At 71.7% G+C, this 21,171-nt stretch carries 13 protein-coding genes; 10 read left to right on the plus strand and 3 right to left on the minus strand.

Annotated elements, in window-relative coordinates:
• Positions 1 to 95: 95 nt before the first annotated feature.
• Together ACUKCB_RS22710 and eccCa are read right to left on the minus strand one after the other, a co-directional pair.
• On the minus strand, positions 96 to 1,544 hold the full coding sequence (locus ACUKCB_RS22710) for a DUF6177 family protein (protein WP_473037614.1): 1,449 nt from the start codon (positions 1,542 to 1,544) through the stop codon (positions 96 to 98).
• A gap of 79 nt (positions 1,545 to 1,623) precedes the next feature.
• Complete coding sequence (gene eccCa / locus ACUKCB_RS22715) at positions 1,624 to 5,607, minus strand: type VII secretion protein EccCa (protein ID WP_473037615.1); 3,984 nt, start codon at positions 5,605 to 5,607, stop codon at positions 1,624 to 1,626.
• A 480-nt stretch (positions 5,608 to 6,087) separates the two neighbouring features.
• Between eccCa and ACUKCB_RS22720 the strand changes: the two genes are divergently transcribed.
• The 6 genes from ACUKCB_RS22720 (at position 6,088) to ACUKCB_RS22745 (ending at position 11,196) form a co-directional block, all read left to right on the plus strand.
• On the plus strand, positions 6,088 to 6,423 hold the full coding sequence (locus ACUKCB_RS22720; RefSeq protein WP_473037616.1) for a hypothetical protein: 336 nt from the start codon (positions 6,088 to 6,090) through the stop codon (positions 6,421 to 6,423).
• Positions 6,424 to 6,519: 96 nt separating this feature from the next.
• Positions 6,520 to 6,819 (plus strand): hypothetical protein, encoded by a 300-nt coding sequence (locus ACUKCB_RS22725; protein ID WP_473037617.1) that lies wholly within the window; start codon positions 6,520 to 6,522, stop codon positions 6,817 to 6,819.
• Positions 6,820 to 6,862: 43 nt separating this feature from the next.
• Positions 6,863 to 7,840, plus strand: a complete 978-nt coding sequence (locus ACUKCB_RS22730) for a TNT domain-containing protein (protein ID WP_473037618.1) — start codon at positions 6,863 to 6,865, stop codon at positions 7,838 to 7,840.
• A gap of 103 nt (positions 7,841 to 7,943) precedes the next feature.
• Positions 7,944 to 9,269, plus strand: a complete 1,326-nt coding sequence (gene eccD, locus ACUKCB_RS22735) for a type VII secretion integral membrane protein EccD (protein ID WP_473037619.1) — start codon at positions 7,944 to 7,946, stop codon at positions 9,267 to 9,269.
• Positions 9,270 to 9,283: 14 nt separating this feature from the next.
• Entirely contained in the window at positions 9,284 to 10,171 is an 888-nt protein-coding gene (locus ACUKCB_RS22740) for an ATPase (RefSeq protein WP_473037620.1), read from the plus strand.
• Between the two features lie 704 nt (positions 10,172 to 10,875).
• Entirely contained in the window at positions 10,876 to 11,196 is a 321-nt protein-coding gene (locus tag ACUKCB_RS22745; protein ID WP_473037621.1) for a hypothetical protein, read from the plus strand.
• Positions 11,197 to 11,478: 282 nt separating this feature from the next.
• On the opposite strand, the gene ACUKCB_RS22750 is transcribed toward ACUKCB_RS22745, so the two are convergent.
• Entirely contained in the window at positions 11,479 to 12,234 is a 756-nt protein-coding gene (locus ACUKCB_RS22750) for a hypothetical protein (protein ID WP_473037622.1), read from the minus strand.
• A gap of 220 nt (positions 12,235 to 12,454) precedes the next feature.
• On the opposite strand from ACUKCB_RS22750, the gene ACUKCB_RS22755 reads away from it, so the two are divergent.
• The 4 genes from ACUKCB_RS22755 to ACUKCB_RS22770 all read left to right on the plus strand — a co-directional run bounded on the left by ACUKCB_RS22755 (position 12,455) and on the right by ACUKCB_RS22770 (position 21,110).
• Entirely contained in the window at positions 12,455 to 15,340 is a 2,886-nt protein-coding gene (locus ACUKCB_RS22755) for a sigma-70 family RNA polymerase sigma factor (RefSeq protein ID WP_473037623.1), read from the plus strand.
• A 199-nt stretch (positions 15,341 to 15,539) separates the two neighbouring features.
• Complete coding sequence (locus ACUKCB_RS22760) at positions 15,540 to 17,267, plus strand: NYN domain-containing protein (RefSeq protein WP_473037624.1); 1,728 nt, start codon at positions 15,540 to 15,542, stop codon at positions 17,265 to 17,267.
• Positions 17,268 to 17,292: 25 nt separating this feature from the next.
• Positions 17,293 to 17,865, plus strand: a complete 573-nt coding sequence (locus ACUKCB_RS22765; RefSeq protein WP_473037625.1) for a hypothetical protein — start codon at positions 17,293 to 17,295, stop codon at positions 17,863 to 17,865.
• 689 nt (positions 17,866 to 18,554) lie between these two features.
• Positions 18,555 to 21,110, plus strand: coding sequence for a ribonucleoside-diphosphate reductase subunit alpha (locus ACUKCB_RS22770; RefSeq protein WP_473037626.1), 2,556 nt, complete (start codon positions 18,555 to 18,557; stop codon positions 21,108 to 21,110).
• Positions 21,111 to 21,171: the final 61 nt, after the last annotated feature.

Genomic DNA, 21,171 nt, shown 5'->3' on the forward strand with positions numbered 1-21,171 from the left:
CGCAGGGAACCAAGCGTTTACCGGGGGACCTGTGGCCGAAAGCGGCCACTGGCTCACCGGCCAGCGGTTCTGATGTCTGTCGAGAGACGACCGGGTCACTGTTCGTCCGTCGTACGCCTCGGCGGCCCCTTTCCCGCGTGAGCCGCCAGGTGTTCCCACTGGGTACGCAACGCCTTCAGAGCACGTCTGGGCTCGTCGACGTCCCCGAGGGTCGGGTACCACACGGACCGGTGTTCCGGTGGGCCGAAGGGGGTCCCCGGAAGCGGACCGTTCTCGGTCGCGGGGAGCCCCACCAGGCGCACTCTCCGCGGTCCGACGGCGAACCCCAGGGCCGAACCCGGAGCACGCCAGGCGGGCTCGTGGGTGGTGTCAGAACGACCGGTGCGGTGACGCGCCCACAAGGTGTCCAGCACATCGGCCTCGCCCAGGGCCCGGACCGCCTCCGGGAGAGTGGAGAGCGCGGTCTCCCCGCCCTGTGCCAGACCCATCAGCAGGGTCACCTCCTCGCTGAGCGCACCGTTGGCCCAGGTGAGCCCGATGCGGCCGACGTAGGGACGGCCGAGTTCCCACGGGCCGGCGAAATGGAGCAACAGTCGTTCCGGGGCGTGGTGGCGGGCCGACGCCAGCATCAGTGCGGGGTCCCACGCCCGGGTGGCCGGTTCATGCGGGCCCCATGCGGCCGGCGGTGGCCCGGACAGGTACTCGGCGAGGATCTCCACGCCGCGCCCGAGCCTCGGCTCCTCCCCGGCTGGGTGCACGGTGGAGAGGCGAACCTCCAGATGTGTGCCTGGGGGAGGCGGTTGGAGGAACGCGGGTACGGGGCCCTGAGGCATACCGTCCGTGGCCTTAGCGGCGCGCCTCTCCGGCGGTCCGGGCATGTGGCGGACGAACCCCCGGTGTTCCTCCCAGGAGAGCGGAAGCCCGGTCACCCCGTCGAAGTGGCTCCCGTCGCCGTCGTGCACCACCCACATCCCAGCGCTGGCGGTGACGGCCGTCCACGCGGACAGGGTGAGCCGGGAAGACGCCGGGGTCCGGAGCTGCAGGACCCGCTCACTGCCGCACCGAACCACGGCGTCGGCGAGCCAGGAGGACCAGGGCACGACAGGGCGGTCCTGCGTCACGATGACGGCGTGGTCGGTGACCCGGTCGACTGCGGGATGCGGTCCCTCCGCCCAGAAGTCGGTGTCCGCCTGCCCGGAGGTCCACACCGTGCCGCCGAGGCGGGCGGTCAGCGTTCGCGCGACATCGTCCGCGATCCGGCGTCCGGCGGCTTCGGGGTGGGCTCGTGTCTCCACCCACCAGCACGGGTCCGGGGCGGCGTCCTGCTGTTCGGGGCCCAGGAGGCGCCCGATCTCCTGGTGGGAAGCCAGGGCCAGCCCGGGTTCCACGGCTGCCAGGAGCGAGTCCCGGTCGTCCCGCAGTTCGAGGAGGCCGCTGTCGGTGTGCGGCTGCAGCCACAGCCCCGGGGCGATGTGCTCCAGGACGCGGGCGACCGTTGCGAGGTCGGGCTCCTGGGCGACCAGTGCGACCGTGTCGTAGCTCAACGTTCCTCCGGGGCGGTGTCGGACTGGGGGGGTGGCGATGCTCGGCCGGGCGGCCTGCGCTTCCTCCGTTGCTTCCGGATCAGGCCTGGCCGCGGATGGCGGTCTGGATGAGGCGGGGGGCGCCGCCCCTCGGCATCCACCGGCCCCGACCCGCCGGGAGGGGTGTGGCGTACACGCGCGGGAAGATCTGGCCCTCGCCGCGGTCACCCGACATCAGCAGCGTGCTGCTGCCCACCTCGCGCATGGACTGGAGCAGGGGGTCGTACATGCCGCGGTTGGCGCCCGCGACCCGGCGGGCGATCACGAAGTGCAGACCGATGTCGCGCCCGTTGGACACGTAGGGCACGAACGGGGCCAGCGGTTTCTGGCCCGCCGTGGTCAGGACGTCGTAGTCGTCGGCGATCACGATGACGCGCGGCCCCGAGAACGAGCCGGGTTCGAGGTCCTCGGCGCCGCCGTCCTGGGGGATGCGGGCCTCCAGTTCCTTGGCCACACCCGTGGCCAGGCCGTTGCACACCCGGGGGGTGGTGGCGTACCCGCCCACGTAGTCCTTGGGAACGAGGTCGCGCAGGCTGCGCCGCGGGTCCATGATCGCGAACACGACCTCCTTGGGGGAGTAGCGCTCCGCGAACCCCTCGGAGATCATCCGCAGCAGGTTGGACTTGCCGGACTCGCCGTCACCGAGGACCAGGAGGTTCTGGTCCCGATCGAACAGGTCCAACTGGACCGGCCGGAGGGCGCGCTCGTCCAGGCCGATCGGCACGGTCGCGGGCGCCTCCTCCCTGTCCGGGAGGGCGCGCACCGACAGCAGGTGCGGAAGGATCCGCACCTCGGGGGCGCGGGGGCCCTTCCACGCCCGGTCGACCGCGCGCACGGCGTGCTCGGCGACCTCGCCGAGGTTCTCGGTGGAGGGCACCCCGTCGAACCGGGGCAGGCAGGTCTGCGCGAACAGCTTGGAACTGGTGAGGGCGCGCCCGGAGGCGTCCTCCCGGATGGTCTCGGCGAGCTTGCGGGCGATGGAGGAGTCCCCCGGGGTGTTGAGGTGCAGCTCCACCCGCTGGCCGAAGTTCGACTGGGCCGCCATCCGGACGTCGTTCCAGCGGAGCATGGCGCCCACGATGTGGATGCCGTACCCGCCGCCGCGCTGCAGCAGCTCGTTGACGACCGCCTCGACCTCCTCGAAGTCCTTGCGCAGGGAACCGTAGCCGTCCACGCACAGGACGACGTCGGCGCTGGCCAGCTCGGGGACCTCACCGCGCGCGTGTCGGCGCCGGAGCTGTTCCACCGAGTCGATGCCGCGCTCCCGGAACACCTCCTCGCGGTGTTCGAGCATCCCGCGCACCTCCTCGATGGTGCGCCGGACGCGTTCGAGGTCGGTGCGCACCGCGACTCCGCCCACGTGCGGGAGCCCGGAGAGCGACTGCAGCCCGCCGCCGAGCAGGTCCAGGCAGTACACGGACACCTGCTCGGGGGTGTGGGTGAGGGCCAGGGACAGGACCAGGGTGCGCAGGAGGGTGGTCTTGCCGCTCTGCGGGCCGCCGATGACGGCCACGTGCCCGCCGGAGGCGGTCAGGTCCAGCAGCCATTCGCCCTGCCACTGCCGGGTGGCGTCGTCCAGGAGCCCGATCGGCACGTTCAGGACGGGGCGCTCGCCGGGCAGCCGCAGGCCGCGCTCGGTCTCCTCGGGGACGCCCGCGACCTCGTCCAGGGTGGTGGCGCTCGGCAGCGGCGGCAGCCAGACCGACCGGGTGGGTTCGCCGTGGCGGCCGAGCTGGTTGACCAGCACGTCCAGCAGGGTCGGGCCGGTGGTCCGGGAGGGCATGCCGGAGCCCTCCTCGGGTTCGCTCCGCTCGGCCTCCTTCTCCGGGGGCGGGTTGTAGGCGGTGTACGGGCGGGGCGACGGGGTCCTGCCCTCGTCGTCCTCCTCCTCGACCACCGGGCCCCGGTAGGCGCCGGACACGTATCCGGCCTTGAACCGTTGGTAGACGGTGGTGTCCACCTTCAGGTAGCCGAACCCGGGCAGGGAGGGCAGGTGGAAGGCGTCCGGGGTGTTGAGGACGGTCCGGCTCTCCTCCTCGGAGAAGGTGCGCAGGCCCAGGCGGTACGACAGGTAGGTGTCCAGTCCGCGGAGTTTGCCGCCCTCGATGCGCTGGCTGGACAGCAGCAGGTGTACGCCGATGCTGCGTCCGATCCGGCCGATGGAAAGGAACAGTTCGATGAAGTCGGGCCGGGCGGTGAGGAGCTCGCCGAACTCGTCGATGATCACCAGCAGGTGCGGCATCGGGGGGAGGTTCGGGTCCTGCTCCCGTTTGTGGGTGTAGTCGCCGATGCTGGGGACGTTGCCCGCGTCGCGCAGCATCTGCTGGCGGCGCTGCACCTCACCGGACAGGCTCGCGTGGACCCGCTCGATGAGAGCGGCGTCGTCCTCGAGGTTGGTGATCATTCCGGCGACGTGCGGCATGTCCTCGAACGGAGCGAAGGTCGCGCCGCCCTTGTAGTCCACCAGCACCATGCTCACCCGCTCGGGCGGGTGGGAGGCGGCAAGGGCCAGCACCAGGGTGCGCAGCATCTCGCTCTTGCCCGAACCCGTGGCGCCGACGCACAGGCCGTGCGGGCCCATGCCCAGCTGGGCGGACTCCTTCAGGTCCAGCACGAGGGGCTGTCCCATCTCGTCCACGCCGATCGGCACCCGGAGGAAGGCGCGCTCGCTGCGCGGCGCCCACAGGCGTTGGACGTCCATGTTGCCGGGGTCGCGTACGCCCATCATCGCGGGGAAGTCGACGCGGCCGCCCTCCTGCGCGGTCTCCTCGACGGACTCGGGGGACAGTCGCAGCGGGGCGACCATGCGGGCCAGGCCGGTCAGGGTGGCGGGGGAGACGTCGTCCAGCGTTCCCGAGGTGATCACGGGGTCGGTGGGCCGCAGGTCCTCGACCACGACCTCGCGGCCCTTGACCGTGACGCGGATGTTCACGTCGCTCGGTTCGTCGATCTGCCGGGACACCAGGTGCAGCACGGTGACACCGAGGGCCGCGGGGTCGACGGTGTGGTCGGGGCGGACCAGCTCGGTGGCGACCTCGCCGTGGGTGTCGTGGATGACGAGCAGGCGGCGGAGCGTCTGGTAGGCCTCGCGGCGGCCCATCCCCCTGCGGACCTCGGAGGCGAAGTCGCTCCGGGAGCGCAGTTCGTCGGAGAGCAGCATGCCGAGCTCACGGGGGGTGGGCGCGATCAGTCGCGCCGCGATCCCGGCCTCGCGGCGCTGGGGGTCCAGAACCTGCGGGAACCAGAGCAGCCAGGGCCAGTCGTCGGCGTTCTCCTCCGGGTGGGCCACGGCGATCCCGGCGTCCTCGGGGGCGTGGAAGACCCCGAACTGGGCGACCATGGCCCGGACCAGGGACATGACGTCCTCGCGCTCACCGACCACGCTGATGTTGCCGGTCATGTCCAGCGGCAGGGTGAACGGCATGTCCGGGATGGTCTCGAACCGTCTGATCACCGCCTGGGCCTCGGACTGCATGAACGGATCGGTGGGTGTGAGGGCGGTGCCCTGTTCCGCGAGGTTGAGGGGGTGTCCCCGGGCCATGCCGGTGCCGACGCGGACCTTCAGGAAGTCGGCGTGGCGACGGCGGCGTTCCCAGAGGCGTCTGGGGTCGCGCAGGACGTCGTAGAGGGCCTCGGGGGGAGGGTCGATCAGACGTGCGTGAGCGCGCGTCTCGTGTTCCCATTCGCTGAGCGTCTCGCGCAGCTCCTCCAGGTACTGGAGGTAGAGCTCGCGCTGGTTGCGCCGCTGCCTGCCGACCTGACCGCGCCGGGAGAACAGCATGAGCGCGGCACCGAGCAGCGCCACGCAGAGCATGACCGCGCCCAGGGCCATGAAGGCCGGGTTGCGCATGACCATCATGATCGACAGCGACGCCATCATGCCCACCAGCGGCAGGACGGTCATCAGCGGGTTTCCCTGCGACTTCCCGTCAGGGAGGGTGGGCGGGGCCTCCACCTCCCGGGGCTCCTGTTCGGGGGCCGGGTGGGTGGTGCGTGTCGGCCGGTGTACGACCCGGAGGGTCATCGGCGTTCCTCTCGACGCAGGGGGGAACACGAGATCGGTCAGGAGCGACAGAAACCCTACCGAAGTGTTGTTCGGGGGTATTTCCGTCATCTCATGTGATTGGCGGCCCGGCGGTCGGGGGTTTCCTTCGCTGAAAGGGCGGGGGCGAGTTCGGGCCGTCCGGTCGGATGGCGGATATCGATCGGGTCGTTATGTGAATTGAGTCACATCATGTCGGCTTTCTGGGTGTTCCAGGAGGCGTGGCGCCCCGGTTTCCGTTGGTATTTGCGCAGTTCAAACCGGAATCGATGTGCCTTTTGCGGTTCTTGCGCGCTTTCGATCCACAGGAGGAGGGATCTGTGTCCCTGTCGGACTTCTGTGATGGATTATGAGAACCGGGGCTGTCCGGATCGCGTCTTCCCGGGGGCCGCACCACCCTGTACCGAACCCGTGACAGGGCTCACGGGAGCCGTTTCAGAGCCCACGAGAAAGGGTGCAGTGATGTCCAGCCAGCACATCGACGTCAACGCTGACTCAGCCAGCGATCTGATGATGACCACCGAGCAGGCCTTGCAGGAGCTCGGTTCACAGGTCACCAAACTCATGGAAGCGGCGGAGCCGATGGGCGACTCGTTCTCCGGCCAGGCCAAAACGGACTTCGATGAGCTCAACAGGCGGGCCGGCGAGGTCGCGGCCGACCTCAACCGCGGACTGGGCCGGATGAACGAGGGCCAGGCCGAGTTCAGCAAGGTCATCATGGCGGGTGACGAGGCCATGGCCGACGAGGCACGGACCCAGATGAGCGCCGCCAACTTCGACGCCGCCAAGTTCCGTTAGCCGGGCCTCCGGGCCGCGCACCCGGCCCGGACGCCCCCGGAGCTCTGCGCCCCGAACCTCCGAAGACAGCCCCAGCACCCCTGAAGGAGTAGTGCGATGAGTGAACGCGTAGCCTACGACCCCGCGGTCTCCGCGGAGGTGCAGAGCACCCTCAACCAGGTCACCAGCAAGGTCGAGAGCCTCATCGACCAGCGCGGCATCGACGTCGGCACGGCCATGTCCGAGATCGAGGCCGGTGAGGCCACCACGCTGTACACGGAGAAGGAACAGAAGTGGGCCGAGGCCGCGACGGAGGTCCGGGGCATCATCAAGGCCGTTGAGCAGACGCTCGTGGAGTACGACAACATCGCGGCCGAGACGATGACCAACGCGAGCAACGCCGTCCAGGCCATCTGAACCCCGCCCGGTCGGGAGGGGAGACATCTGACGAGGAGCACCGGTGGGCCGCGACTACGACAACCAGCTGCTCGAGTCCGTCGCGGTCCGTCGGCAGCGCCTGCGTGAGGCGGTGCTGTTCGGCGGACAGCGGACCAAGCGCCGCCTGGACGAGAACTTCGGCAAGATCACGATCAGCGCCTGCCTGGCTGCCGTCGCGTGCGCGGGGACGGTCGGCTGGTCCTTCGTCAGCAACACCCTCAGCAGTCAGCGGCTGGAGCGGGAGCAGGCCGAGTCCGGGCCGGTGGAGAACGCCATCCCGCCGATCCCCGGCGACTGGGTCGGCGCGCAGGTCGAGTTCCCCATGCTGGTCGAGGAGCTGGACCGGGCCGAGGTGCCCGAGGACCTCTACGTCCTGCCCGGCGAGCCGCGTCCCGAACCCGGCACCGTGGGCAGCTACTACCTGGTCACCCAGGACGCGGAGGGCTTCCTGTCCGTGTCCGTGATGGACTTCGACCAGGGGCGTCCCGGGATGGACTTCCGTAGCGAGGACGAGGCCGCGCGCTGGCTCTTCCAGGAACTGGCCACCACCGAGGGCGACCCGCGCACACTCAGCGCGGCGGACGAGACCGCCACCGAGGAGGCCTCGGAGGAGATCAGCGAGGAGGTCCACGCGGGCCTGGAGGAGCGCAACGCCGACTCCTACCTGCACACCCTCGAACCGGGCGACACCCTCGACGCCTTCGGTCCGGAGAGCGGACGGTACCTCTTCCCCGACGGGATGCCCTTCGCCGAACGCGGTCTGCCGGATTACGTACGGACCGACACCGAGGGCGAGGACCTCTACCACCGCTACCGCGTCGTCCACCCGTTCCGGGTGACCGCCACCACCGACCCCGCGGAGGACGGCAGTCCTGGCGGCGGGGTCCGCTTCACCCTCGACACCGCGGGGTTCGCCGAGGTGCCGTCGGCCCCCACCCTGCGCTGGCTGGTCGGTCAGGGGTACGTTGAGCGCGTCTCGGTCGACACGATCCCCGACTGACCCCTCCCCCGGGGCGGTACACCCGCCCCGCACCCGCTCCCGGAGCGGAGACCACGGCGGACCGCGCCGCGAACACAGCAGGAAGCACCAGGATTGGAAGGTCATGACCGCTTGGAGCCGCGTGACGCTCGTCGGCGAGGAGCGCAGGGTCGACGCGGTACTCCCGGCGGACGAACCCGTCGGCGCACTCATGCCGGAGGTACTGGAGCTGCTCGGTGACGAACCCGAGAACCCGGCCCGGCTGCGCCACCTGGTGACGGCCTCGGGTGTGGTCCTGGCCGGGGAGAACACCCTGGAGGAACGGCAGATCCGGGATGGCGCCGTGCTGAGGCTGGTCCGGGACGAGGCCCCGGTGCCCGCGCCCGTGGTGCACGAGGTGCCCGAGGCGGTGGCGAAGGCGCTGGATGACCACGGGGGCCGCTGGACGCCGGAGGCGGCCCGGTGGAGCGCTACGTTCGCCCTGGTCACCCTGACGCTCGGGATGGCCTGGCTGGTCCACGGCCACGCGCCGGGGGGCGGGGGCACGGCCGTGATCGCGGTGGTCGCCGGTGTGCTGCTGGCGATCGGGGCCACGGTCGGCCCGACCTGGCGGGAACCGCTGGGGACCGCGCTGGCGGTCAGCGGGGCGGCGGCCGGGGCCTTCGCGTTGTGGCTGGGCAGTGAGCAGTACGGCTGGCCGGAGTGGGTCCTGTGGGGCGGCGCCGCCGCGCTGCTCTCGGGGCTCGTACTACTGCTCGGACTCACCTCCGGGCTGGGCCTGGGCGGCCTGGCCGGCGGCGGTGTCGGCCTGGCCATGACGGCGGTGTGGACGGTCTGCCGGGCCCTGGGCCTGTCCACCGACCTCGTCGCCGTGGTCATGGCCGTGGCCTGTGTGATCTCTCTGAGCCTGCTGTTGCGGGTGGCCCTGATGATCTCCGGTTTGGCGGTCCTGGACGACCGGCGCACCTCGGGTGAGTCCGTTACCAGGGCCGACGTGCTCACTTCGGTGGCCCGGGCGCACCGCAGCCTGGTCATCGCCACCCTGGCCGTCGCGGTGGTGGCGGCGGTCGCGGGCCTGGGCCTGGCCACGAACTTCACCCCCTGGACCGGCGGGCTGTCCGCCGCGCTCGCGATCGTGGTGGCCAGCCGCTCCCGCCTGTTCCCGCTGATCGCGCAGAAGGTGGCGCTCATCGCGGCGAGCCTGGTGACGCTGGTGGTCTTCCTCGCATCGTGGGCCGACGCCGAGCCGTGGGGCGTGTGGCCCGCGCTGGGCATCGCCGCCGGTACGGCGATCATCCCCGCGGTGGTCCTGTCCATCGAGCAGCCCGAGCACGTGCGTGCCCGCCTGCGCGGTGTGACCAGCAGGTTCGAGGTGATCGCCGTGGTCGTGATGGTGCCGTTGGCGGTCGGCGCCTTCGGGACCTTCCAACGACTGCTCACGACCTTCTGACGGGGAGGCGGGCGATGAGCCCCACGAAGTCGGTCCACGGGGACCCCTGGGTGCGCCGGTTCGGCCGGGCCGCCCTGGCGCCCTTCCGTTCGGTGTCGGAGATCGCCGACGCCATCGAGGTGCGCGGACGGCTCCAACGCGCCAGTGCCACCGGCCGCCGGATCGTCGTGGACGATCTCGGCACCGGAGCGGACACCGCGGTCGTGACCGCCCTGGTCGCCCGGGCCCTTGCCCACCACCGCGACGACCGGGTGCTGGCGGTGGACGCCACCGACCGGCTCCCGACGCTCGGCACCCGGTTGGGCTCCCGAGCCGATCACGCCCTGGGAGAAGGGGTGGAGGCGGGCAGTTTCGAGCTCGCCGAGAAGAGCCTCGGCGCGGCGGCCACCGGGCTGTGGACGGTCCGGGCCGCGCAGGACGACGCGGGCGTCCACACCTTCGGGCTACTGCCGATCTCCCGGTTCTTCGGGGTGACGCTCGTGGCCGGCGGCTCCGGCGGGACCTTCGTGGACGCCGTTGCGGAAACGGCGCACTCCCGGATCAGAGTCGTGCGTGCGACCCGGGAGGCCGCCCTCGAAGTGGGCCGCAAGTTCGACGAACTCCTCCGGGACGGCCGCCGGGACGAGGTGGAGCGCAGCGTGGTCGTCGTCTTCGACCAGGAAAAACGAGAGGACCCGGGCTTCGACGCCGCGCGCGTCACCCGGATCATCGCCGAGAGCGGAGCCAAGGTCGTGCTCGTGCCGCATGATCGGCATCTGGCGCAGGGGCTGGCCGTGGACACACGCCGCATCGCGGACGTCACCCACCGGGCCGCGCTCCGCATCGCCGCCGAGGCGGTCAACAGCGCGGTGGACGTTCGGCCCCGGCCGGCGGGAACGGAAGGGAGAGGTGAGTGGGTGTGAACCAGCACGACCCGAAGCGACCGGCCGAGCCGAAGGACGCTCCGGCCCGGCCGGGGGCGGACCAGCCCCAGGAGCCTCCCCGAGGGGCCCCGCCGCAGCACTCCGGCCCGAACCCCGGACAGCCGCCCACCCCCGCTGTCCCGTACCGGTCGAGGCCGGGGGAGGCGGCCCCGGGCACCTTTTCGGGGCCTCAGCGTCCTCCGGGGCCTCCGGTCCCGGGTCCTCAGCATCGACCGGGCCCTCCTCCACCGCCCCCGGGTGCGCCCTCGGGTCCCCAACGTCCCCCGGTGCCCCCGCGAGTCCGGGCGTGGGACTCGATCACCGAGGCCTTCCTCTCCGGCACCACGATTCCTCCGCCCGCACCTCCCGGCACTCCTACGGCCTCCCCGCCTCAGGAGGCACCGCCGTACCAGGGGCCGCCGCCCCAGGGACCGCCGTCTGGAGGAGCCCCGGGGCCGGGGCCACGGAACTCACCGGCGTTCCAGGGGCCCCAGCCCGGCCCCGTCGTCCCCACACCGCCGCATGGCGTGGTGCCGCCTCCGCCTCCGCCGTCGGCCCGGCCCCCGGGGGCTCCCGCCCCGGTGCCCGGACCGGTCAGATCCGGGCCGCCGAGCAGGCCCGAAGAACCCCTTGCGGCTCCGATCCGGCGGGAGACCGGTCCACAGCCGGTGGAGCGGGTCCCGGCCGAGCCCGTGGAGCAGGCTTTGGTCGAGTCCGCCGAGTCCGCCGAGTCGGTCCAGCCGGTGGAGCGGGTCCCCGCCGAGCCCGCCGAGTCGGTCCAATCCGTGGAGCGGGTCCCGACCGAGCCCGTGGAGCAGGCTTCGGTCGAGCCCGCCGAGCCGGTCGAATCCGCTGAACGGGTCCCCGTCCCGGGCACGGACCCCTGGAGCGCTGCGGCATCCGCCAGGCCCCTGCCGGTCCCGGGCGGTTTCGAGGAACGCATCGCCGGGGTTCGGGCGGTGCCCGCCTCCCTGCTGGGAAGGGCGCTCTTCCGGGCCAGCTTCGGTCTGCTCAAGGTCGGATGACCTCTCATCCGGGGCCCGGTCATCCGCTGAGATGACGGAAGGCGCGCCCACCTCCCCTGTGTGAGCGCGCCTCCGGGCACCGCCGTCGCGCGGCGCCTGTACCCGTCCGACAGGTCCCGCGGGCCGCCCTCTCGTGGGGGCCAGAGGGCCCGGGGACCCCGTCGGACGGCGCCGACCGCTTCGCGCTCGTCCCCTCAGCTTCGCGCGGCGGTCGGCGTTGCCGTCCGAACCGGGCCCTCCCCCCTCAAGGAGGGCCGCGCGGTCCGGGACGGCGTCAGTGGGTCATTCGCCCCGTCGCGGCCTCCCCAGGCCGTCGAGCAGGGAAGCGGCCTCCCGGTGGGTCCCGGGCAACGGGACCGACCACACGGCGGCCCCGTGGTCCCAGCAGATCCCCTCACGCAGCTCGTCCAGCTCCGCCGTCAACCCGGAACCGTCCCGGGTGACCACGGCGATCCGGCCGCGGCTGACCAGGCACACCGACTCGCCGCGGGTGAAGAAGCGGCGGAGTTCGTGTCCGAGGACGATCATCCGGGCGGTTCGTCGCCAGGGGTCGAGCGAGGGGTCCAGCGCAACCACGACGAGCTGGTGCCCGAAAGCGGCGGGGACGGTCTCGTTCGCGCCCCGGTAGAGCTCACCGACCCGAGTGCGCAGGTACTCCTCGCCGGCCAGGCCGGTGAGCGGGTCCTGGCAGGTGTTCCGTCCGCGTCCGCCCTCCACCCAGCCCTCGGCCAGGGCGAGGACGAGGTGGAACGGGACCGGGTCCCAGCCCGCGACCCGGGCGAAGGCGTCGAGGTCGGTCAGGGCCCTGCCGATGCCGATCCCGGAGCGGGCCCGGGCCTGACCGAGCCGGGTGCAGGCACCGGTCAGATCGCCCCCGCACGCGTGGGCCTCACAGACGGCGTCCACCGAGGGCGTCCACCAGTCCTCGGCGGGGTTCCACCCCTCCTCCCTGCTCCGGCGCCCCCACGGCGCACGCAGTTCCCGGGCGCGGCGAACCATACGGCCCCGCGCCCCGGCACCCACATCGATCTCGCCCATGGCACTGCTCCCGGTCGTCGTTCGGCCAGGTGAACGGAGGTGGGTCCGCGCCCCCGCGGTGGACCCCCTCCGTTCTCCTTCACTCCAATCACGGAGATCGGTGGCGGCTATGACGCGGATACGGGATATTTTTTTCGAGCACGCGATTCTTCGACACCGACCCCGCCCCCGTGCCCCCGGCTGGCCCGCGGCGGGGGAGCTGACCACGAAAGGGCGCTGGGTGACCGACGCCGAAGGCGATCACACAGAGACACTCCTCGGTGACGCCGAAATCATCGAACGGGTGAAGTCCGGTGACAACGTCGCCTACGGAACCCTCTACGAACGCCATGCCGGGGCCGCCCGCGGTCTGGCGCGTCAGCTGCTGCGCGGTGAGGCCGAGGTCGAGGACGCGGTCGCCGAGGCGTTCACCAAGGTGCTCAGCGTCATCCAGCGCGGTGGCGGTCCCAGCGACGCCTTCCGCCCCTACCTGCTCACCGCGGTCCGCAACGCCGCCTACGACCGGGGGAGAGGGGAGAAGCGCCAGGTCGTCACCGACGACATGGAGAGTTACGACGCCGGCGAACCCTTCGTCGATCCGGCCCTGGAGGGTCTGGAACGCTCACTGATCGCCCGCGCCTTCCTCTCCCTGCCCGAACGCTGGCAGTCGGTGCTCTGGCACACGGAGATCGAGGGGGTCAAGCCCGCGGAGGCGGCGACCATCCTCGGGATGAACGCCAACGGTGTGGCCGCCCTGGCCTACCGGGCGCGTGAGGGGCTGCGCCAGGCCTACCTCCAGATGCACCTGGCGGGCGGGGGAGCGGCGGAGGCCTGTCGGCCCACGCTCGGGTTGCTCGGCGCCTACGTGCGCGGCGGCCTGGCCAAACGCGACACCACCAAGGTCGACCGACACCTGGACGACTGCGCGGACTGCCGCGAGGTGTACGCGGAGCTGATGGACGTCAACGTCGGTCTGCGCGGGATCGTCCTTCCCCTGGTGGTCGGCTTCGGCGCCACGGGCTACCTCACCGCGACGCCGGGAGGGATCGCGGCCGGTGCCTGGTGGAACCGGATGTCCCGGGGCCAGCAGCAGGCCACGGCCGGAGCGACGGCGTCGGCCTGTGTGGCGGTCGCGGTCGCGCTCGCCCTGGTCGGCGGGGAGGGCGCGCCGCCGGCGGACCCTCCGCCCGCCGCGGCCCCCCAGCCGGAGCAGCGGCCCGGCGGGGAACCGGCCCCCGCAGACCCCCCGGCGGCCGCGCCCGCGCAGGACCCGCCCTCCCCGGACGCCCCGGAACCGGAACCGGTGCCCGCGATCCCGGCTGACGTCCCGGCGGCCCCGGCACCCGCCCCGGAGCCCCCGGAGGAGCCGGAGCCCCCGGAGGCACCCGTCCCCCCGGAGCCTCCGGAGGAGGCCGAGGAGCCCCAGCCCCTGTTCGCGGCGGGCATCGACCCGGTCGGCGCGCTGGTGCCGGGGGAGGACGGAATCATGGTCCTGGACGTGCTCAACACGGGGGCGTCCACCGTGGAGGACGTGGTCGCCGCCGTCACCCTGCCGCCCGGCGTGGAGATGATCTCCTCCGGCGGGGCCGGGAACGCCGTCCCGATGGCGGTCGGCCACGGCGACTGGGGCTGTGCGGCCGGGAGCGGCGGCGGCGAGTGCGTGCGCTCGGGGATGGAGGAGGGGGAGAGCAGTACCCAGTTCCTCGACGTCCGGGTGGCGCCGGACGCCGACGTCGACGTGCCCGCCAGCGTGGTGATCACCTCGGGCGGGGTGAGTTTCCGGGCCACCGGTGAGCGGGGGGTGACCCCGGACGGAACCACGGCGCGCTACGCCACCGCGGGCCAGGTACGTACGGAGACCGTCGGCAACGCCCTGTTGACCTGTACCGAACCGGAACCGCCGCAGGGCGGGTGGCCCTGGCCGTGGTGGGGGTGGCCGGAGCTGCCGGAGAGCCCGCCGGACGAACGCCCCGCCGTCCCGCCCGGGCTTCAGGAGGGACCCGCGACGCCCGGGTCTCAGGAGCAGGAGGACGCCGACCTGCGCAGGGCCCCGGCCGACTCGGAGAGCCCTGGGCCCGGTGTGAATGATGGGCTCGGTGATGTTCTCGGGGGCGGTGGGATTCTCGACGGCTCCGAGGACGAATCCGGTAACGATGTGCCCGAGGCGCAGCAGGGCACGGACGGCACCGGACAGGAGGAGGCCACCGGCCAGGAGGGCGCCCCGGACGGGGCCGGGAGTACGGGCCCGCCCGTACCCGAGGTCCCGGCCGAACCCTCCCCCACCCCCGGGTACGACGAGGAGGGTTCGCAGGAGGCGCTCGGAGAGTGCGCGCGGGCGCGCGAGCGTTCGGGCGAGCGGCTCGACAACGACAACTGGGTGATGGCTCCGCTGGACCGGGACCAGGACCCCACGACCACCTCCTCCAGCTCCGCCACCTGGGAACTCCCCGAGGGCGGCTCGGTGCGCTGGGCGGGCCTGTACTTCTCCGCGGCGGGGGAGCCGGGCTCGCCGACCGCCCGGGTGAAGGGGCCGGGCATGGCCGCCTACACGACGGTCGCCTCCTCCGACACCCGCGTCGCCGAACTTCCCGGCTACCCGACCTACCAGGCGTTCGCGAACGTCACCGAGCTGGTCCGGGAGAGCGGCGGCGGTGAGTGGTGGGTCGGTGACATCCCCGCCCGGGAGGGTCGGGGCGTCCACGCGGGCTGGAGCCTGGTGGTGGTGCTGGAGGACCCGGCGGTGGAGGGCGCCCACCAGGCGATGGTCCTGGACGAGACCACCGCTGTCTTCCAGGACCGGGTCGGAGCGGGGTTCCCGGTGTCGGGTCTGCTGCCGGAGTCGGTCCCGGCGCGGTTCGACGTGGTGGCCTGGGAGGGCGACGCCGACCTGGGCGGCGACCGGGTGACGGTGGGCGGGACCCCGCTCGCGCCGACCGGGGGCCACGGCAGCGCGGACAACGCCTTCACGAGTTCCGCGAGGGGTGCGGTCGGGGACCCGATGGTGTTCGGGGTCGACGTGGTCCGATTCGACGCAGTACTCGGGCGCGAAACGGATATCCGAATCTCCTCCGGGCAGGATGCCGTGATGGTGGGCGTCGTCGCCCTCACCGCTCCGATGCGGTCCTGAGAGCCAGCTACCGGCGGGCGGTTTCCGGTCCTCAGAGGGCGGTCGGCAGGCCGGCACCCGCCTCGGGGGTCCGTTTGTGCGTAGCAAGACCGTAACTGTCAGTGTTCATGGTGGGCACGCAAACCGATACAGACTTGGCTAGGCTGTGCCCCGGTCATGGACATGGCCCAGAGATCGACAGGGAAGGGGGCGGTGTCACGTGGACCGTTGCGCGTTGTTCGTCGACGCGGGATACCTTCTCGCCGACGGTGCGATGGCCGTGCACGGAACCCGTAACCGGGACTCCGTCGCCTGGGACTACTCCGGTCTCGTCCAGTTCCTCAACGAGGTGGCGCGGGACCGGACGGGCCTGCCGCTGTTGCGCTGCTACTGGTACGAGGCGGTCGCCGACGACCGGAGGGCCCAGGAGCAGGACGGGATCGCGGACATCCCCGGGGTCAAGTTCCGTGCCGCCCGGATACGGCCGGGCCGCAGAGAGGGCGTGGAGAGCTACGTCCAGCGCGACCTCACCACCCTGGCCCGCACCGGTGTCCTGTGCGACGCGGTCCTGGTCAGCGGGGACGAGGACATGGCCGAGGTGGTCGCCGACGTCCAGGACATGGGTGTACGGGTCACCGTCGTGCACATCTCGGTCGAGGGCAACTGGACCATCTCCCGCGCGCTGCGCCGGGAGTGCGACGACCTCATCGAGATCGGCGCGGGGCACCTGCGTCCGCACGTCAGCCTGCTCTCCGGCGGGGGTTCCACCCAGGAGAACGCCGCGAAGACGACCACGCCCTTCGCCAACGGCCGTGCCCGGTCCGCCCCCGAGACGCCGCGCCAACCCGGACCGCGCCAGCCCGCGGCGACCGCCGACACCGGCAGGGGCGAACCGGCCGACACCTCCACCGGCGGGCTGGAGGCGATGTTCGCGGGCACCGGCGGCCAGTCCGTCCCCCAGGGCAGCGCGATGGACCAGCTGCGTGCGATGCGCCGGTCGATAGCGCAACAGCGCGGTGTCGACCACCTGGCCGGGCCGGGCGCGGAGAACGCCTCCCCGGCCCCCGGCGGGATCGACGCGAACGGTTTCCCCTCGGGCGGCCAGGCCCCGCCCAACGGCAACGGGGCCTACCCCGGAGCCGCCGGGGGGCACCCGGCCCAGAACGGGCACGGAGCCAACGGCCAGGGCGGATACGCGCCCCCGGGCACCGGCGGACACCAGGCCATGGGCGGTGCCGAACAGGGGGGCTACGGGCTCCCCAACAGACCGGCGCAGGGCCAGGGGCAGCCGATGACCGGCCCCCAGCCGTCCTTCGACGGCACCGGGCCGCAGCAGTCCTTCCACGGGACCGGGCCGCAGCAGTCCTTCCACGGGACCGGGCCGCAGAGGGCCTTCGACAGCGGAACCGGCCCACAGGCCTCCTTCGCACCCCAGCAGAGGCCACCGCAGAGAAAGACCCCGCCACCCCAGCAGGACCTGAGGTTCGGACCCGGTGAGGATCCAGGCTTCGGAGGTGGGGCAGAAGCAAACCCTACCTATGGGACCAGTACGGAAACTGACGCCGCACGCCGCGGTCACGCCGGACCCCGCTTCGGGGAACGGCAACCTACTGGTCCCGAGTTCGACAGCCGGTTCAGTACCGGTGGTTACCAGGAATCAGGTCACAGTCCTGGATATGCCCAGCAGACTGGCTCCGCCGCGCATACCGTTGATGACGCGGTGCGTGTCGCGCACAAGGAAGGGAACGACTTCGCGGAGTCGATCGCACGTGAGGCACCCGCCCTGTGGGTCGAGGCCGTACTGGCCCGGAGGCCCCGGATGCCCTCCGACCTGGAGGCGCGCCTGCTCCAGGGCTCCTCGCTCCCGATTGACCACCTGTTGCGCGACGAGGTCCGTGACGGACTGCGCCACGGGTTCTGGCAGGCGTTGGAGCGTGCCAGGGCCTGACGGGCGCGGGGGGAGCGAGTAGGGGATGGGGGCGATGCGGTTGACCCAGGTGACGACGGCAGAACTCGACCGGTTGGAATTCCACGCCGTCCGATCCGGTGAGCATGGCAGGATCGCCGCCCAGTTGCTGGATCTGGCCAACCGGGTCGACGCCGGAAGCGAGGTCACCCGCGCGGAGCTGTTCGTGCGCGCGGGGGAGCAGTGGGAGATCGCCCAGGAGTTCGAGCGGGCCTGCGCCGCCTACCAGCGGGCCATGGACGACGGCGGCCCCACCGTGGTCGACGCGCGCGCCCTGAGCGCCGGGGCCCTGCTCCAGCTGGACGAGCGCGAACGGGCCTACGACCACCTCAAGCGTTTGGAGAGCGGCCCCCGGGCCGGTCTGGCGACCCACATCCACGTCGCCGAGGTCCTCTACGCCCACGACGACCTGGAGGGGGCCGAACGCTGGGCGACCGAGGGCGCCCGCCGGTTCGCGGGCGGGGCGCTGCCCGCCTACGTCCGCGACCTGTTCGTGGAACTCCTGAGGATCCGTTTCCGGATCCGGACCGATCTGGGTCTGTCCGAGGACGACCTGGACCGCCGTCTCGACGAGGAGTGAGCTTTCTGACGCGCCCCGGTGATCCGGGGCCGGGGGCCAGCGTCCGGTTCCGGACACGCGACGGCGGCCCCATTGCACCGCAGCGACCTGGTACGCCGGGTTCCGTCGACGCGGCCCCCGTTCACGGGTCCCTTCCCGGCGCTCCTGTGCCGTTCTGCGGCCGATCTCCGGGAGCGGCTCGGACACATGCGCCCCGGCGACGTTCTAGGCTGTGTCCGACCCTCTCCGAAAGCCTGCGAACCCGGCGGGGCGTGCACCGGAATCGGGTGTTCGTGAGGCACTCATACCACGCTCCATGCGTGTGTTCGACGGGTGTCGAAGAATCTGAGAAATCCGCAACACGCCAGTATCTTGCGGTGTTCCAAGGCGGGAGCCCCTAGATGTAGTATCGGGACCCGTTGGTGGTTCACCGGGGTTCCCGCCCTGGTGAAGTAGGCGGGAACGACGACCGCCACCCGGACCGGGGTCCGATCGGCCCCGGACGTCGGTGGACGAGTAGGTCACCCGCGGGCCCCAGGCCTGCCACCAGCTACCCAGACGAGGGGGCGTCGAGGGGAGTCGCCGCGACCCACCGGTCACAGGATCCTCCGCATCCAGTGCGGCGGTCCACCGGTGCGAGCCGCGCGCCTGCCACTCGTGAACCCCCGTTCCCCGCCGGGACTCTTCTTTACCGAGGTTGGAGCCGCTGTATGACCCTTGACGTCGAGGCCGTGCCCGCATCCGTTCGGCCCGAGCCGACCGACGGTGGTGGCGCCCGCGCCGCCATCGACCGGATCGAGCACGTCGTAACCGAGGCCTGTGCGCGGCTCACCGGTGTTTCGGCGGAAAAGGTCCTCACCGAGGCGCGTCGCGGCTTCTACCCCGGCATCCCCGACTCCGAGGTCGAGCTGGCCCTGGTCATGGCCGCCCGCAGCTTCGTGGAGGTCGACCCGAACTACTCGTACGTGGCCGCGCGCCTGCTGCTGGACAAGCTCCGCACCGAGGCCCTGAGCTTCGTCGGCGGCGCCCCCGAGACCGCCGGCCAGTCCGAGATGTCCGAGCGCTACGCCACCTACCTGGCCGCCTACGTCGGCCGCGGCATCGACCTGGGCCAGCTCGACCCTGCGCTGGCCAAGTTCGACATGGAGCGCCTGGGCAGGGCCCTGCACGCCGAGCGCGACGAGCAGTTCACCTTCCTCGGTATCCAGACCCTCTACGACCGCTACTTCCTGCACAGCGACGAGGTCCGCTACGAGCTCCCGCAGGCGTTCTTCATGCGCGTGGCGATGGGCCTGGCGCTCAACGAGGACGACCGCGAGGCCCGCGCGATCGAGTTCTACGAGCTGCTGAGCTCGTTCGACTTCATGGCCTCCACGCCCACCCTGTTCAACTCGGGCACGGTGCGGGCGCAGCTCTCGTCCTGCTTCCTGACCACGGTCGGCGACGACCTGCACGACATCTTCCACGGCATCAGCAACAACGCCATGCTGTCCAAGTACTCGGGCGGCCTCGGCAACGACTGGACCCCGGTCCGCGGCCTGGGCTCGCACATCAAGGGCACCAACGGCAAGAGCCAGGGCGTCGTCCCGTTCCTGAAGATCGCCAACGACACCGCCGTGGCGGTCAACCAGGGCGGCAAGCGCAAGGGTGCGGTCTGCGCCTACCTGGAGACCTGGCACATCGACATCGAGGAGTTCCTCGACCTGCGCAAGAACACCGGTGACGAGCGCCGCCGCACGCACGACATGAACACCGCGAACTGGGTTCCGGACCTGTTCATGCAGCGCGTGGAGGAGCAGGGCACCTGGACCCTGTTCTCCCCGGACGAGGTCCCCGACCTGCACGACAAGTACGGCAAGGACTTCGTCGAGGCGTACGAGAAGTACGAGGCCGACGCCGAGGCCGGGCTGATCAAGGTCTCCAAGAAGCTGCCCGCCGTGGACCTGTGGCGCCGCATGCTCACCATGCTGTTCGAGACCGGTCACCCGTGGATCACCTTCAAGGACCCGTCGAACCTGCGCTCGCCGCAGCAGCACACCGGCGTGGTGCACTCGTCGAACCTGTGCACCGAGATCACGCTGAACACCAGCAAGGACGAGGTCGCGGTCTGCAACCTCGGCTCGGTCAACCTGGCCCAGCACGTGGGCCCGGACGGCATCGACGTCGAGCGCCTGCGCCGCACCGTCCGCACCGCCGTGCGCATGCTCGACAACGTCATCGACGTGAACTTCTACACGATCCCCGAGTCGCACCGCGCGAACATGCGCCACCGTCCGGTGGGCCTGGGCCTGATGGGCTTCCAGGACGCGCTGTTCAAGATCCGCACGCCGTTCGCCTCCGAGGGCGCGGTGACCTTCGCGGACGAGAGCATGGAGCTGATCAGCTACTACGCCATCGAGGCGTCCATGGAGCTGGCCGGCGAGCGCGGCGCCTACGAGAGCTTCGACGGCTCGCTGTGGAGCAAGGGCGTCCTGCCGATCGACTCCCTGCGCCTGCTCGCCGAGTCCCGCGGCGGTGACCTGGACATGGACCGCGGCGAGACCCTGGACTGGGACTCCCTGCGCGAGCGGGTGAAGACCACCGGGATGCGCAACTCCAACGTCATGGCGATCGCGCCGACCGCGACCATCGCCAACATCACCGGCGTCAGCCAGTCGATCGAGCCGGTCTACCGGAACCTGTTCGTGAAGTCGAACATGTCCGGTGACTTCACCGTGGTCAACGACTACCTGGTCCGCGACCTCAAGGAGCGCGGTCTCTGGGACGACGAGATGGTGTCCGCGCTGAAGATGCACGACGGCAGCCTCGGCACCATCGACCGCGTGCCGGACGACCTGAAGGCCCTGTACGCCACCGCCTTCGAGGTCGACCCCGACTGGCTGGTGGACGCCGGTTCGCGTCGCCAGAAGTGGATCGACCAGGCCCAGTCGCTGAACCTGTACATGGGTGCTCCCAGCGGCAGGAAGCTGGACGCCCTGTACCGCCGCGCCTGGCGCTCCGGTCTCAAGACCACGTACTACCTGCGCTCGCAGAGCGCCACCCACGTGGAGAAGAGCACCCTGAAGGGCACGGACGGTCGCCTCAACGCGGTGTCGGCCACCCCGGCCGCCGCCGCGGTGCCCGCCTCCCCGGCGCCGAGCCCGTCCCCCTCCCCGGCTCCGAGCCCGGCCCCCGCGGCCGAGCCCGAGGCGAACGAGGACGAGTTCGAGATCGTCGACGGCCAGGCGTGCGGCATCGAGGACCCCGAGTGCGAGGCCTGCCAGTAACGGGCCCGGCCGGGCGCCCGCCGAGCGCGGCGGGCGCCCTCCCCCGACGGCACAGCCCCTC

Source organism: Nocardiopsis moroccensis, assembly GCF_055763695.1.

What these genes read in the sequence shown, in the direction of transcription:
- ACUKCB_RS22720 (WP_473037616.1), top strand. Translation starts at nt 6,088, where the DNA reads ATGTCCAGCCAGCACATCGACGTCAACGCTGACTCAGCCAGCGATCTG.
- ACUKCB_RS22750 (WP_473037622.1), bottom strand. Translation starts at nt 12,234, where the DNA reads ATGGGCGAGATCGATGTGGGTGCCGGGGCGCGGGGCCGTATGGTTCGC.
- ACUKCB_RS22765 (WP_473037625.1), top strand. Translation starts at nt 17,293, where the DNA reads ATGGGGGCGATGCGGTTGACCCAGGTGACGACGGCAGAACTCGACCGG.
- ACUKCB_RS22770 (WP_473037626.1), top strand. Translation starts at nt 18,555, where the DNA reads ATGACCCTTGACGTCGAGGCCGTGCCCGCATCCGTTCGGCCCGAGCCG.
- eccD (WP_473037619.1), top strand. Translation starts at nt 7,944, where the DNA reads ATGACCGCTTGGAGCCGCGTGACGCTCGTCGGCGAGGAGCGCAGGGTC.
- ACUKCB_RS22740 (WP_473037620.1), top strand. Translation starts at nt 9,284, where the DNA reads ATGAGCCCCACGAAGTCGGTCCACGGGGACCCCTGGGTGCGCCGGTTC.
- ACUKCB_RS22725 (WP_473037617.1), top strand. Translation starts at nt 6,520, where the DNA reads ATGAGTGAACGCGTAGCCTACGACCCCGCGGTCTCCGCGGAGGTGCAG.
- eccCa (WP_473037615.1), bottom strand. Translation starts at nt 5,607, where the DNA reads ATGACCCTCCGGGTCGTACACCGGCCGACACGCACCACCCACCCGGCC.